The organism is Actinomadura madurae, from assembly GCF_047130825.1.
Taxonomy (GTDB): domain Bacteria; phylum Actinomycetota; class Actinomycetes; order Streptosporangiales; family Streptosporangiaceae; genus Spirillospora; species Spirillospora madurae.
Genome location: NZ_CP083237.1, coordinates 10419920 through 10432439, shown reverse-complemented (window position 1 = coordinate 10432439; position 12520 = coordinate 10419920). Strand labels below are relative to the sequence as shown.

The following is a 12520-nucleotide window of genomic DNA, read 5'->3' as shown; positions in this document are numbered from 1 at the left end:
TCGTCAGCCCGCCGCCATCTGTCGTGACCAAGGCAAGGCGCTGACCTGGAAAAATACCTTGGACGCCGACTTCTGTTAACGAACTCAACAAGTCTTGCCGAGGATCGTCCACGCAAGAGCGTTGTCGGTACAGTGAGGGCATGAACCCAGGAACGCCCCCCGTGATCGGCGACGCCACAGGCAGGACGGGCACACGACTCCTCCCCATCACCGAACTCCTCTCCTACCGGCTGAGCCGCGTCGCGAACGCCCTGTCCCGCAGCGCCACGCTGCGGTACCGCAGGCAGTTCGACGTCAGCCTCGGGGAGTGGCGCGCGATCGCCCTGCTCGGCGAGTCGGCGCCGCAGACGCTCAACCGCCTCGCCCGGATGGCCGCGCTCGACAAGGCGCAGATGAGCCGAGTGATCAGCGGGCTGACCGAGCGCGGCTTCGTCCTCAGGGAGCAGGGGCCGCGGCGGACGACCCAGCTCTCGCTCACCCGGCGCGGCAAGACGCTGTACGAGGGCCTGATCACCGCGGCCAACGAGCGCAACGACGCGTTCCTGGTGTGCCTGACCCCGGAAGAACGCGTCGCGCTGGACTCCGCGCTGGAGAAGCTGGCGACCCTCGCACGCGCACTCGAACGCTCCGAGAGCGCCTAGACCGCCGACCGGGCCCGCTCACCCAGGGCCGCCGCTCTCGACATCATGATGTTGTGATTGTCAACACAGCGAGCTATGTTGACTCCTCAACAGCCGATTGCGAAGCTGGCCGCATCAGGTGCGACAGGGGGTTCACGAGACGTGGCAGACCGAGTGACGATCTGCGAGTGCTTCGCCCGTGACGGGCTCCAGCACGAGGAGACATTCCTATCCACGAAAGAGAAGCTCGCGGTCATCGAGGCCATCGCCGACGCCGGCTTCCAGCGGATCGAAGCGACCAGCTACAGCCACCCCGACCATGTGCCCGCCTTCCGCGACGCCGGCCGGGTCCTCGCCGGGCTGCCCCGCCGGCCCGGAGTCGCCTACAAGGCGACGTGCCCCAACCCGAAGGCCGTGCAGCGCGCACTCGCGGACGCCGATGCCGGGTTCGGGGCCGACGAGCTGAGCTTCCTCGTCTCCGCCACCGAGGCGCACACCCGGCGCAATCTCCGGACCAGCCGGGACGGCCAGTGGGAGCGGGTCACCGAGATGGCACGGCTGGCCCGCGGACGGTTCACCATCGTCGGCGTCATCTCCGTCGCGTTCGGCTGCCCCTTCGAAGGCCCCGTTGACGCCGCCGGGGTCGTCGCCGACTTCGAACGGTTCGCCGAACTCGGCGCCGGCCTGGTCACCATCGGGGACACGACGGGGCTGGCGACTCCGCGGACCGCGGCCGCCCTGCTCGGCAGGCTGGCGAAGGACTTTCCCGAGGTGCCGGCCGTCGCCCACTTCCACAACACCCGGGGCACCGCGCTGGCCAACTGCGTGGCCGCGCTGGACGCGGGCTGCCGGCATTTCGACAGCGCGCTCGGCGGCATCGGCGGCCATCCCTCGCAGATCCGGTACGGGCAGGGGATGACCGGCAACGCCGCCACGGAAGACCTCGTGCACCTCTTCGAGGCGATGGGGGTGGACACCGGGCTGGACATCGAGCGGGTCACCGCCGCGTCCCGCATGTCCGAGGACGTGCTGGGCCGGCAGCTGCACAGCTTCGTCGCCCGCGCCGGCCGGGAACCGATCACGAGGACAGGGAGCGGCCGTGACCAGACGGCATGACATGCTCGTAGAGGACCACGGCGCCGTCCGTGTGCTGCGGCTGAACCGGCCGGACAAGCTCAACGCGCTCGACACGGCCCTCACCCGGGAACTGCTCGACGCCCTGCGCGCGGCCGAGGCCGACGACGGCGTCCGAGCCGTCGTGCTCACCGGGGCCGGCCGGGCGTTCTGCGCGGGCGCCGACCTCGCCGAGTTCTCCAGCCTCACCCCGGCCGACCAGGCGGCGGTCCTGCACAGGGCGGAGCTCACCGCCCAAGTCCAGGCCATGCCGCAGGCCATGTCCAAGCCGACCATCTCCGCGGTCCGGGGCGCGGCCGTCGGCGGCGGCGCCGGGCTGGCGCTCGCCTGCGACATGATGGTCGCCGCCGACGATGTGACGTTCGGCTATCCCGAACTGCGGCACTCCATCGTCCCCGCCATCGTGATGACGGGGCTGCAGCGTCATTTCGGGCGGAAGCTCGCCTTCGAGCTCATCAGCACGGGGCGGATGCTCCGCGGCGCCGAACTCGAAGCGCTGGGCGTCGCCAACCGCGTGACGTCCCCGGAGGACGTCCTCAAGGTGAGCCTGGACATCGCCGCCGGGTGGGCGGAGACCAGCCCGCGAGCCATGGCGGCGGCCAAGGGCCTCTTCTACCGGGTCGCCGATCTGCCGTCCGACCAGGCGATGCAGGCGGGCCGCGACGTCAACGCGATCATGCGCGCATTCCCGGAGGAAGGATGAACCTCCTGACCGGTGTCACCGTCGTCGACTTCTCCCGGGTGCTGGCCGGCCCCATGGCCACCCAGATCCTCGCCGAGCTCGGCGCCGAGGTCATCAAGATCGAACGTCCCGGGCAGGGGGACGAGGCGCGCGCGATGGAACCCCGGCTGGAGAGCGGGGAGAGCGCGTACTTCTTCGCCTTCAACCGGGGCAAGCGCTCGGTCGTGCTCGACCTCAAGACCGAAGCGGGCAAGGAGACCGCGAGGAGGCTCGTCGCCAAGGCCGACGCGCTCGTGGAGAACTTCCTCCCGGGCACCATGGAACGCCTCGGCCTCGGCTACCGGAGGCTGGCCGCCGACAACCCCGGCCTGGTCTACGTGTCGAACACCGGCTTCGGGCAGGCGGGGCCGAACGCGCAGCGCAAGGGGTACGACACCATCTTCCAGGCCCTGTCCGGCATCACCTCGATCACCGGCCACCCCGGCGGCCCCCCGGCCAAGGCGGGAGTCCCCATAGCCGACATGACCTCGGCGCTGTGGGCCGTCACCGCCGTCCTCGGCGGGCTGCTGCGGCGCGGGACCACGGGTGAGGGCGGGCACATCGACCTGGCGATGATGGACGTGCAGATCAGCCTCCTCGCCCTCGCGGCCGCGAGGCTGTTCGCCTTGGACGAGGACGTGTCCCGGCCCGGCACCGCGCACCCGGGGCGGGTGCCGTCGGAGGCGTACCAGTGCGCCGACGGGACATGGCTCCAGATCAGCTGCAGTGATCAGCATTGGCCGGCGCTGTGCTCGGTGCTCGACCTGGCGGACCTGGCGGACGACGACGCGCTCGCGACCAACGCCGGCAGGCTGGCCCAGCGGGAGCGGGTCGGCGAAGCGGTGCGCGCCGCCTTCGCCAAGCGTGACCGGGCCTGGCTGGCCGCGGCGCTGCTCGCGGCCGGCATCCCCGCGGGGGAGGTCAACACCGTCCGTGAGGCGCTGGCCGATGAGAACACGGTCGTACGCGAGCTGGTGGGACATTTCCACCATCCGGTCGAAGGGCGGTTCCCGGCGTTGCGCACCCCGTTGCGGCTCCGTGATCCCGGCGGCGAGGGCTTCGCCGCCGTTCCGGTCCGGACCCCGCCGGTGCTGGGGGCGGACACCGCGGCGGTCCTCAGCGAGAAGCTCGGACTCAGCCGGGCCGACATCGAAGCCCTCGAACGGGCGGGAGCATTGGGATGACCACCTCTGGGACGGCGAGCCCCGAACCGGTGGTGCGCACCGATGTCCGCGACGGGATCGCCCGTGTCGTCCTCGACCGCCCGTACGCTCGTAACGGGGTCAACATGGCCATGTGCCTGGAGCTACGGCGAACGTTCGAGGAGCTGGACTGCGCCTCCGACGTCCGGACGATCTTTCTCAGCGGCAACGGACCCGTGTTCTGCGCGGGAGCCGACCTCAAGGAGCGTGCCGGCAAGGACGAGAGGTGGGTCCGCCGCCGCAGGCAGGCGTCCTTCGCCGCGTACGAGGCCATCGAGCGGTGCGGCAAGCCGGTCGTCGCGCTGGTCGACGGCGCCGTCGTCGGATCGGGCGGGGAGATCGCCATGAGCTGCGATTTCATCGTCGCGTCGACCGCCGCCACGTTCCGGTGGCCGGAGCCGCACTGGGGCACCGTCGGCGCCACGCAGCGGCTGCAGCGTGTGATCGGCAAGCGGCGCGCCAAGGAGCTGCTCTACACCGACCGCGTCATGTCCGCGGGCGAGGCCTACCGGGTCGGCCTCGTCACCCGGCTCGTCGAGCGGTCCGAGCTGGCGGCCGAGGAGGCGCGCATCGGCGCCGCGATCGCCGAGGCCCCCGCTCTGGCGATCGAGCTGGCCAAACAGGCGATCGAGCTGGGCGAGGAGACCGATCTGGATCGCGGCATCCGCATCGAGATGGCCGCCATCGAGCGGAGCCTCGCCGACGGGGCATGGCGCGAGGGGATCAGCCGCTTCACGGGCTCCGCCGACCGGGCGCAGGAAGGGTGAGACACATGGGTAAGAACTTCGATCCGGCCGACGCCTGCCCGGTCACCACGGACGCCGTGCTGCGCCGGGCCGCCGCCGTCGGCCCCGATCTCGAAGCCGTCGTCAGCCCCTCCGGACGCCGCACCTACGCGGCCCTCGCCGCCGAGGTGGACCGTGTGCGCTCGGCCCTCGCCGCCGCCGGGGTCCGCCGCGGCGACCACATCGCGGTCTGCCTCGGCAACGGCCCGGAATGGATCACCCTGTTCCTGGCGATCGGGTCGCTCGGCGCGGTGACCGTCCCCGTCAACACCCGTTTCCAGGCCGGCGAGCTCGCCCACGCGTTGCGGCAGTCCCGCGCGTCCATGCTCTTCGTCGCGGACCGCTTCCTGAAGATCGACTTCATCGCGATGCTGAGGGCCGTCTGCCCCGCCGTCGACTCGACGCTGCCGGACCCCGGCATGCCCGATCTCCGGGCCGTGGTGGTTTTCGGCGAGGACGTCCCGGCCGCCGGCCGATCGTGGTCCGACTTCCTCGCCCACGGCACCGAGCCCACCGAACCGTCATGCACCCCGGACGACGTGCTGCTCATCCAGTACACGTCGGGCACGACCGCGTACCCGAAGGGCGTGTTGCTCACCCATCGCGGGATGTGCGCCGACGCGTTCTTCTCGGGTCTGCGCATGGGCCTGCGAACCGGCGACCGGTTCCACAGCGTCCGGCCGTTCTTCCATGTCGCGGGCAGCACGCTCTCGGTCCTGGCCGGCCTCCAGCACGTGGCCACGCTGGTGACCATGGACCGGTTCGAGCCCGGGGAGGCGCTGCGGCTCATGGAGACCGAACGGTGCACCCACTTCTCCGGGAACGACACCATCGCCCTCATGCTCCTCGGCCACCCCGACCTCGGTCAGAGGACGCTGGCACTGCGCGGAGCCTGGCTCGCGGCCTCCCCCACCATCGCCCAGCGGGTCATCGACGAACTCGGCGCGGCGGAGACGGTCGTGGGATACGGGCTGTCGGAGGCGTCGCCGAACGTCGCGCAGTCGGCATGGTGGGAGGACCGGGAGATCAGGGTGTCGGGCAGGATGCTTCCCCAGCCCGGTGTCACGGTCCGGATCCGGGACCGCGAGACCGGCGGGGACCTCCCGCCCGGCGAGGTCGGCGAGATCCAGGTGCGCGGCTGGAACGTCATGCTCGGCTACTTCGGCATGCCCGAGGAGACGGCCGAGACGCTCGCGCCGGACGGATGGCTGTCCACGGGCGACCTCGGCAGGCTCGGAACCGACGGCCGGCTGGAATTCTGCGGACGGGCCAAGGACGTGATCCGGGTCGGCGGCGAGAACGTCTCCCCCACCGAGGTCGAGGACGTCCTGCACCGGCACCCGCGGGTGCGGCAGGCCGCCGTCGTCGCGGTGCCGGACGAGCGGCTGATCGAGGTCCCCTTCGCGTTCGTGGTCCTCACCGAAGGCGGCCCCGTCGAGGCCGCGGAGATCCTGAGCTGGGTGAACGGGAGGCTGGCCCGGTTCAAGGTCCCCCGGCACCTGCACATCCTCGACGGGTTCGAGGAGATCGGGATGACCGCGAGCGCGAAGGTGCGCAAGTCGGGGCTCGCGGAGCACGCGATCGGGCTGCTGCGCTCGGAGACCGTCCGATGAGGATCGAGACCTCGGTGACACGGCTGCTCGGCGTGGACCTCCCCATCGTCCAGGCCGGCATGTCGTGGGCCTCGTCGAACGCCGCGCTGCCGCTCGCGGTGTCGCGGGCCGGCGGTCTCGGCGTCATCGCCGCGGGGCCGATGCGGATCCCGGATCTGGAACGCGCCATCGACGAGGTGCGGGCCGGCACCGACGCGCCGTTCGCGGTCAACCTCCCGCTGAACCGCAAGGGATCGGACGAGGTGATGGACCTGCTGGCGGCAAAGCGCGTCCCCGTCCTCATCGCCTCGCAAGGCGGCCCGCGGCGCTATCTGCCGAGGTTCGACGGCACCGGGACGATCTGCCTGCACGTCGTCGCGAGCGTCGAGCACGCGGCCAAGGCCGTGGACGCGGGCGTCGACGGCCTCGTCGCCGTGGGCGCGGAGGCGGGCGGGCACCCGCCGCCCGACCTCGTCTCCACCCTGGTCATCACCCGCGCCATCGTGCAGGCGGCGCCGAACACTCCCGTCATCGCCTCCGGCGGGTTCGCGGACGGCTCCGGCCTCGCGGCCGCCCTGGCACTCGGCGCGGGAGCCGCCCAGTTCGGCACCCGGTTCCTCGCCAGCTCGGAAGCGACCGTGCACAGCGCCTACAAGGAAGCCGTCCTCGCGGCGAGCGTCGCCGGCACCCGCACGGTCGGCCGCGACCTCGGCATCGTCCGGACCCTCGCGAACGCGTTCACCGAGCGCATGGCCGAGCTGGAGAACGCCGGGGTCGACCTGGAGCAACGGCGCATCGAGTTCGGCAAGGCGACGCTCAGGACGGCCGCGGCCGAGGGCGACACCGCCTTCGGGAAGGTGGAGGCCGGCCAGTCGGCGGGCCTGATCGACACGGTGCTGCCGGCCGCCGAGATCGTCCGCCGCCTGACCAACGAATACCGCAAGGCCCACGAAGCCCTCCCCGCAGTACACGACTGACCGGCGATCACCGCATCGTCTCCTGGCGAGGCCGCCTCAAGCGCGGTGTCACGCCCCTGTCGTAAGGTCGCGGCGGTTGAACGTCCGCAGCGCGAGGGCGGTGAGGGCGGCGGTCAGGAGGATGAGGACGCCGACCGCGGCGGCGCTGACGTGTTCGCGCGGGTATTCGCCGACGTGCGCGAACGGTGAGATGCGGACGGCGCCGTCAGGCAGGTCCAGGACGGGGGCGAACAATCCGGCGACGACGCCGTAGCCGAGGGCCGCCCAGACGATCGGCAGCGCACGGGGCAGTGCCCCGTACAGCAGCCCGGCGGCGGCGAGGAGCAGCCACACGGCCGGTGCGTGGGCGATGTGTCCGAGGGTGGTCTTCCATAGCAGTGCGGCGTCGCCGGTGCCGATGGCCGCGGCGGCCCCGGTGCCCAGGCCGGCGAGGAACAGCAGCCAGGGGACGGCGATCGCGGTGACGGCGAGGTTGCCGCCGAGCCACCCCGTACGGCTGACGGCGGTCGCCAGCACGGGTTCGGTGCGTCCGGCGGACTCCTCGGCCCGTACCGCCTGCGCGGCCAGGACGGCGAACACGGTGACCGCGAACGCCATGGTCAGGCCCATGGTGCCGAGGTAGCCGGCCACGAGGTCCCGGCTGCCGCCCATGACGGCGATCAGGTCTTCCGGGGCGTCGTCCAGGCCGTCGGCCATCGGCTGGGCGAACGCGCCGTAGGCCACGCCCGCGATCAGCAGCGCGATGCTCCAGCCGGCGATTCCGGCGCGCTGGAGGCGGAAGGCGAGCGTGGGCGCGTCGCGAAGCCAGGCGGCGGCGCGGGGCGAACCCGGACGTGGTGGGACGAGTCCCGCGTCCACGTCGCGGCGGGCGGACAGGCGGTACCCGGCGGTGGCCGTCGCGGCGGCGCAGGCCAGTGAGAAGGCCAACGGCCACCATCGGTCGAGCACGTAGGGCGCGGTCTGCTGTGACCAGCCGAGCGGGGACAGCCACGACAGCCAGGAGGGCCCGGTGTCCTGGACGGCGCTCATGTCGCCGATGCCGCGCAGGACGAACGCGGCGCCGAGGACCGCGCCGGTGAGTCCGGAGGCGGCGCGGGGGAAGGCGAAGATCTGCACGGCGATCGCGGCGATGCCGCCGAAGACCAGTCCGACGGCGCCGACGGACGCGCCGAACAGGGCCGACCCGGCGGCGGCGTACCCGGCGGCGAGCATGATGGCGGTGACCAGGACGGCGACGGCGGCGCTCATCAGCGCGGTGAGGATGAGCGCGGCGGTGAGCTGGGCGGACCGTCCGACGACGTTCGCGCGGACCAGTTCGGCGCGCCCCGAGCGTTCCTCGGCGCGAGTGTGCCGGGTGACGGTCAGCAGGGCCATCAGCGCCGCGCCGAGCATGATGTACAGGCCGTACTGCCCCGACAGGAACCGTTCGAGGGTGATGGCGTCGTAGCCGTAGGCGGGTCCACCGAAGATCGCCCCGGCGGGGCTGGTCGAGAATTCGCTGACCGACTCCAGTTGCTCGGTCGTGCTGTAGACGGAGTTCAGCGCGGTGGTGAAGTAGCCCATGAGCAGCGCCACGCCGAGCGTCCAGGCGGGGAACCGCACGCGGTCGCGGCGCAGCATGAACCGCAGCAGCGTGCCCGTGCCCGCCAGCGCTCCCCCGGCGGTGACGCGGGCGGGTGCGGGGAGGGTCGTCGCGGTCATGAGGTCCTCCCGGCGGTCGCGCCGTCGCCGGTGCGGGTGAGGTCGTCGCCGTAGTGCCGCAGCAGCAGCTGCTCCAGGGTGGGCGGGTGCGCGGTGAGGGTGTGGACGTCCAGTTCGCCGAGGCGGCGCACGGCGGCCGCCAGGTGATCGCCGTCGACGTCGAAGCGGAGCTGGCCGTCCTCGGTGCGCAGGTCGTGGACGCCGGGCAGGCCGGCGAGCGCGCGGGCGTCCCGGTCGGTGGTGGCGGTGACGCTGGTGCGGGTCAGGTGCCGCAGCTCGGTCAGCGTGCCGGTCTCCACGATCCGGCCGTGCCGGACGATCGAGACACGGTCGGCGAGGGCCTCCACCTGCGCGAGGATGTGGCTGGACAGCAGGACCGTCCTCCCCGAGTCGCGGGCCTCGCGGATGCACTCCTGGAAGACGGCCTCCATCAGCGGGTCGAGCCCGGCGGTCGGCTCGTCGAGCAGCAGCAGCTCGACGTCGCTCGCCAGCGCCGAGACCAGCGCGACCTTCTGCCGGTTGCCCTTGGAGTAGGTGCGGCCCTTCTTGGTGGGGTCCAGGTCGAACCGCTCGCACAGCTCGTCCCGGCGGGTCCGGTCGGCACCGCCGCGCAGCCGGGCGAACAGGTCGATCGCCTCGCCGCCGGTCAGGTTGGGCCACAGCTCCACATCGCCAGGGACGTAGGCCAGGCGATGGTGCAGTGCGACCGCGTCGGTCCAGGGATCGCCGCCGAGCAGCCGGACCCGTCCGGCGTCGGCGCGCAGCACCCCGAGCAGGATCCGGATCGTGGTGGACTTCCCGGCGCCGTTCGGCCCGAGGAACCCGTGGACGTGGCCGGTCCGCACGGACAGGTCGAGCCCGTCCAGCGCCTTCACTTTCCCGAAGGCCTTGTGCAGGTCGTTGATCTCGATGGCAGGGGTCATTGTTCAGCCCTCGCTGAAAAGCATGAAGAAAGGTGGGGCCGAGTTTGCTCGGCGGACCGTCCGGGGGACGGTTAAATGGCGCGGTGGGTCAATCCCGGGACCGGTCGCGGGGCGGGTCCGGGACGTACAGGAGATACTCCTCCAGGAGTGACCGGTCGGTGTAGAGCCCCTCGGTGAACACTTCGAGCATGGGGACCGTCACCTCCTCCATATAGGCGCGCAGGGCCTTGCCGAAGGACGCCGGGTCGGCGTGCTCCGGGTGCGTCGTGAGCCACATCAGCATGCCGCCCATCGCCTGGTACGCCATCACCCGTGCACGGGCGGCCGGGTCGCGGCTCGGCCGGACCACCCCGGCCTCGACGCCCGCCTCCAAGTACCGCGTCGCGTCCTCGACCATGTCCTCGAACAGGTCGGCGGCCAGGTCGCCGCCTTCGCGCAACGTCCGCACCACGTACAGGACGACGGGGGCGAACCTCTCGACGTCGGCCAGCTGCGCCAGGAGCCCGGCGGCGGTGCCGTCGGTCGCGGCCGCGCGCTTCTCGGTGACGATCACCTCGCGCACCCGCTCGTCGCACGCGCGCCGCAGGCCCTTCTTCGACCCGAAGTAGTGCACGACCAGCCCTGGCGACACCGCCGCGTCCTCGGCGATGGCCCGCAGCCCGACGGAGAACCCGTCGCGGCCGAACCGGTCGATCGCGGCGTCCCGGATGCGGATCGCGGTGGCGGCGTCGCCACTGCCCGCCGAAGGCGCGCTCCTCGTGCTCACGAGAACAATATAAACACTCGTTCAATGATCAGCAATGGATCCAAGAAAGGCTCTTGTGTTAGTGAGTAACACTTGCTAGTCTCTAACGCATGGGCTTGCGGGAGACCAAGCGGGAACGGACGCGCCGGGCGATCCAGGAGCAGGCCATGCGCCTGTTCTGCGAGAACGGCTTCGACACCACCACGGTCGCCGAGGTGGCCGAGGCCGCCGACGTCTCCGCCATGACCGTGTTCCGGCACTTCCCCACCAAGGAGCACCTGGTCATGGCGGACGACTACGACCCGTTGATCGCCGAACGCGTCCGGCGGCGGCCGGCCGGTGAACCGCTCCTGCGCCGCATCGCCACGAGCATCCTGGAGGGCCTGGACGAACTGCCGCCCGACCCGCACCTCCTGCTCACCCGGACCCGGCTGATCCTCGACACCCCCGCGCTGCGGGCCCGGGTCTGGGAGAACAACCGCACCACCCAGCAGGCCATCGCCGCCGCCCTTCCGGACGAGGACCCCTTCGAGGTCCAGGTCGCCGCGAGCGCCTGCCTGGCCGCCGCCACCACCGCGATGACCCGCTGGACCGAGGCCGGCGGCCGTCCCGCCCTGCGCACCGTGATGGCCGAGGCCCTGGAGGTGATCGTCCGATGATCGAGACGCACCGCCTCACCAAGCGCTACCGGCGCACCACCGCCGTGGACGGGCTCAGCCTGCGCGTCGAGCCCGGACAGATCTACGGCTTCCTCGGCCTCAACGGCGCGGGCAAGTCCACCACGATCCGGATGCTGCTCGGCATGACCCGCCCGACGAGCGGCACGGTACGCCTGTTCGGAAGGGACGGGCAGGACTGGAGCCGGGTCGGCTACCTCGTCGACGGCGCCCACTCGTATCCCGGCCTCACCGTCCGCGAGAACCTGGAGCTCGCCCGCCGCCTGCGCCGCGAACCCGACCGCGACGCCGTCGACCGCGCCATCGAGCTGCTCGGCCTGGCCTCCTACCGCGACCAGCGCGCCGGAACCCTGTCCCTGGGCAATGCTCAGCGACTGGGGCTGGCCAAGGCGGTCCTGCACCGTCCCGACGTCCTCGTCCTGGACGAACCGGCCAACGGACTCGACCCGGTCGGCATCGTGGAACTGCGCGGCATCCTGCGACGCCTCGCCGACCAGTCCGGCACGGCGATCCTGGTCTCCAGCCACATCCTCGCCGAGGTCGCCCGCACCGCCGACCGCATCGGCGTCATCGACCGGGGCCGCATGCTGACCGAGTTCCCCGCCGCCGACCTGCCCCGCTGCACCTGCGGCGCCGAAGACCTGGAGGACGTCTTCCTGCGCCTGCTGACCGACGATCGGCGGGAGGCGGCTGCATGAGCGCCGCGCTGCGCACCGAGATCACCAAGTTCCTGCGGTCCCGTGCCCCCTGGGTCACCGCCGCGGCGTTCCTGCTCCCGGTGGCGCTCGCCGCCCTGTTCACCGGCGCCTCCGACACCCCGTCCCTGAGCGGGAAGTCCCAAGCGCTGGGCATCACCCCGGACTGGCCCGGCTTCCGCACCGCCCTCATGCAGATCGACGCCGCGGGCGGCTTCCTGCTCTTCGGCATCCTGGTCACCTGGATGTTCGGCCGCGAGTTCAGCGACCGCACCGTCCTGGACCTCCTCGCTCTCCCCACGTCCCGCACCGCGATCGTCCTCGCCAAGTTCGCCGTCACCACGGTCTGGCTGATCCTGCTCGGTGCCTTCCAGACCGCCGCCTGGGTCACGACGGGGACCCTTCTCGGGCTGTCCGGCACCCCGCACCATGGGGTGTCCGGCCTGGTCCTGCTGCTCGCCCTCACCGTCGCCCTCACGCTCCCGGTGGCGCTCGCCGCCAGCGCGGGCCGCGGTTACCTCCCGGGCATCGCGGCGACCATCGCGCTCCTCGTCTGCGGCGTCGCCGCCGCCACCCTCGGCGCGGCCACCTGGTTCCCGTGGGCGCTGCCCGCCACGGTCGGCGGCCTTACCGGCACAGCGTCCTTTCCGGTCAGTGGTCCGGTCATCGGCGCCGCGACGGCGGCGGCGGGCATCGCCGCCACGGCCTCTTGGTGGCGGCGAGCCGACCACTAGGACGGCGTCGACGG

Annotated in this window: 13 protein-coding genes; 10 read left to right on the top strand and 3 right to left on the bottom strand. The window is 72.0% G+C overall.

The window, feature by feature from the left end; translation table 11 throughout:
• The first annotated feature begins 140 nt into the window (after window positions 1–140).
• From K8Z49_RS48605 to K8Z49_RS48575, 7 genes are all read left to right on the top strand, one after another.
• Window positions 141–641, top strand: a complete 501-nt coding sequence (locus K8Z49_RS48605; protein ID WP_052357180.1) for a MarR family winged helix-turn-helix transcriptional regulator — start codon at window positions 141–143, stop codon at window positions 639–641.
• A 141-nt stretch (window positions 642–782) separates the two neighbouring features.
• A complete protein-coding gene (locus tag K8Z49_RS48600) occupies window positions 783–1736 on the top strand; it encodes a hydroxymethylglutaryl-CoA lyase (protein ID WP_024933971.1) in 954 nt (317 codons plus the stop codon).
• The gene (locus K8Z49_RS48595) at window positions 1720–2457 is read left to right on the top strand and encodes an enoyl-CoA hydratase/isomerase family protein (protein ID WP_024933970.1); all 738 of its coding nucleotides are present in this window, start codon (window positions 1720–1722) and stop codon (window positions 2455–2457) included. Before K8Z49_RS48600 ends, K8Z49_RS48595 begins: the two co-directional genes overlap by 17 nt.
• Window positions 2454–3659 carry a CaiB/BaiF CoA transferase family protein gene (locus tag K8Z49_RS48590; RefSeq protein WP_024933969.1) on the top strand — a complete coding sequence of 402 codons (1206 nt, stop codon included), beginning with the start codon at window positions 2454–2456 and terminating at the stop codon, window positions 3657–3659. The genes K8Z49_RS48595 and K8Z49_RS48590 overlap by 4 nt, the downstream gene beginning before the upstream one ends.
• On the top strand, window positions 3656–4444 hold the full coding sequence (locus K8Z49_RS48585; protein WP_024933968.1) for an enoyl-CoA hydratase/isomerase family protein: 789 nt from the start codon (window positions 3656–3658) through the stop codon (window positions 4442–4444). Before K8Z49_RS48590 ends, K8Z49_RS48585 begins: the two co-directional genes overlap by 4 nt.
• A 5-nt stretch (window positions 4445–4449) precedes the next feature.
• Complete coding sequence (locus K8Z49_RS48580) at window positions 4450–6075, top strand: class I adenylate-forming enzyme family protein (protein ID WP_021593895.1); 1626 nt, start codon at window positions 4450–4452, stop codon at window positions 6073–6075.
• Window positions 6072–7031 (top strand): NAD(P)H-dependent flavin oxidoreductase, encoded by a 960-nt coding sequence (locus K8Z49_RS48575; RefSeq protein WP_021593896.1) that lies wholly within the window; start codon window positions 6072–6074, stop codon window positions 7029–7031. Before K8Z49_RS48580 ends, K8Z49_RS48575 begins: the two co-directional genes overlap by 4 nt.
• Window positions 7032–7079: 48 nt before the next feature.
• Here the strand turns inward: K8Z49_RS48575 and K8Z49_RS48570 are convergent, their stop codons facing one another.
• The 3 genes from K8Z49_RS48570 to K8Z49_RS48560 all read right to left on the bottom strand — a co-directional run bounded on the left by K8Z49_RS48570 (window position 7080) and on the right by K8Z49_RS48560 (window position 10421).
• Window positions 7080–8732, bottom strand: a complete 1653-nt coding sequence (locus K8Z49_RS48570) for an ABC transporter permease (RefSeq protein ID WP_021593897.1) — start codon at window positions 8730–8732, stop codon at window positions 7080–7082.
• On the bottom strand, window positions 8729–9655 hold the full coding sequence (locus tag K8Z49_RS48565; RefSeq protein ID WP_021593898.1) for an ABC transporter ATP-binding protein: 927 nt from the start codon (window positions 9653–9655) through the stop codon (window positions 8729–8731). Before K8Z49_RS48565 ends, K8Z49_RS48570 begins: the two co-directional genes overlap by 4 nt.
• Before the next feature lie 88 nt (window positions 9656–9743).
• Window positions 9744–10421: a TetR/AcrR family transcriptional regulator gene (locus K8Z49_RS48560; RefSeq protein WP_021593899.1), complete on the bottom strand. Its 678-nt coding sequence runs from the start codon at window positions 10419–10421 to the stop codon at window positions 9744–9746.
• Between the two features lie 89 nt (window positions 10422–10510).
• Between K8Z49_RS48560 and K8Z49_RS48555 the strand changes: the two genes are divergently transcribed.
• The 3 genes from K8Z49_RS48555 to K8Z49_RS48545 are packed head-to-tail and all read left to right on the top strand — an operon-like array spanning window position 10511 to window position 12506.
• Complete coding sequence (locus K8Z49_RS48555) at window positions 10511–11059, top strand: TetR/AcrR family transcriptional regulator (protein ID WP_412517253.1); 549 nt, start codon at window positions 10511–10513, stop codon at window positions 11057–11059.
• Window positions 11056–11775 carry an ABC transporter ATP-binding protein gene (locus K8Z49_RS48550; RefSeq protein ID WP_021593901.1) on the top strand — a complete coding sequence of 240 codons (720 nt, stop codon included), beginning with the start codon at window positions 11056–11058 and terminating at the stop codon, window positions 11773–11775. The genes K8Z49_RS48555 and K8Z49_RS48550 overlap by 4 nt, the downstream gene beginning before the upstream one ends.
• Window positions 11772–12506, top strand: a complete 735-nt coding sequence (locus tag K8Z49_RS48545; protein ID WP_021593902.1) for an ABC transporter permease — start codon at window positions 11772–11774, stop codon at window positions 12504–12506. The genes K8Z49_RS48550 and K8Z49_RS48545 overlap by 4 nt, the downstream gene beginning before the upstream one ends.
• Window positions 12507–12520 lie beyond the last annotated feature (14 nt).

What these genes read in the sequence shown, in the direction of transcription:
- K8Z49_RS48585 (WP_024933968.1), top strand. Translation starts at nt 3,656, where the DNA reads ATGACCACCTCTGGGACGGCGAGCCCCGAACCGGTGGTGCGCACCGAT.
- K8Z49_RS48565 (WP_021593898.1), bottom strand. Translation starts at nt 9,655, where the DNA reads ATGACCCCTGCCATCGAGATCAACGACCTGCACAAGGCCTTCGGGAAA.
- K8Z49_RS48550 (WP_021593901.1), top strand. Translation starts at nt 11,056, where the DNA reads ATGATCGAGACGCACCGCCTCACCAAGCGCTACCGGCGCACCACCGCC.
- K8Z49_RS48570 (WP_021593897.1), bottom strand. Translation starts at nt 8,732, where the DNA reads ATGACCGCGACGACCCTCCCCGCACCCGCCCGCGTCACCGCCGGGGGA.
- K8Z49_RS48555 (WP_412517253.1), top strand. Translation starts at nt 10,511, where the DNA reads ATGGGCTTGCGGGAGACCAAGCGGGAACGGACGCGCCGGGCGATCCAG.
- K8Z49_RS48575 (WP_021593896.1), top strand. Translation starts at nt 6,072, where the DNA reads ATGAGGATCGAGACCTCGGTGACACGGCTGCTCGGCGTGGACCTCCCC.
- K8Z49_RS48580 (WP_021593895.1), top strand. Translation starts at nt 4,450, where the DNA reads ATGGGTAAGAACTTCGATCCGGCCGACGCCTGCCCGGTCACCACGGAC.
- K8Z49_RS48590 (WP_024933969.1), top strand. Translation starts at nt 2,454, where the DNA reads ATGAACCTCCTGACCGGTGTCACCGTCGTCGACTTCTCCCGGGTGCTG.
- K8Z49_RS48545 (WP_021593902.1), top strand. Translation starts at nt 11,772, where the DNA reads ATGAGCGCCGCGCTGCGCACCGAGATCACCAAGTTCCTGCGGTCCCGT.
- K8Z49_RS48605 (WP_052357180.1), top strand. Translation starts at nt 141, where the DNA reads ATGAACCCAGGAACGCCCCCCGTGATCGGCGACGCCACAGGCAGGACG.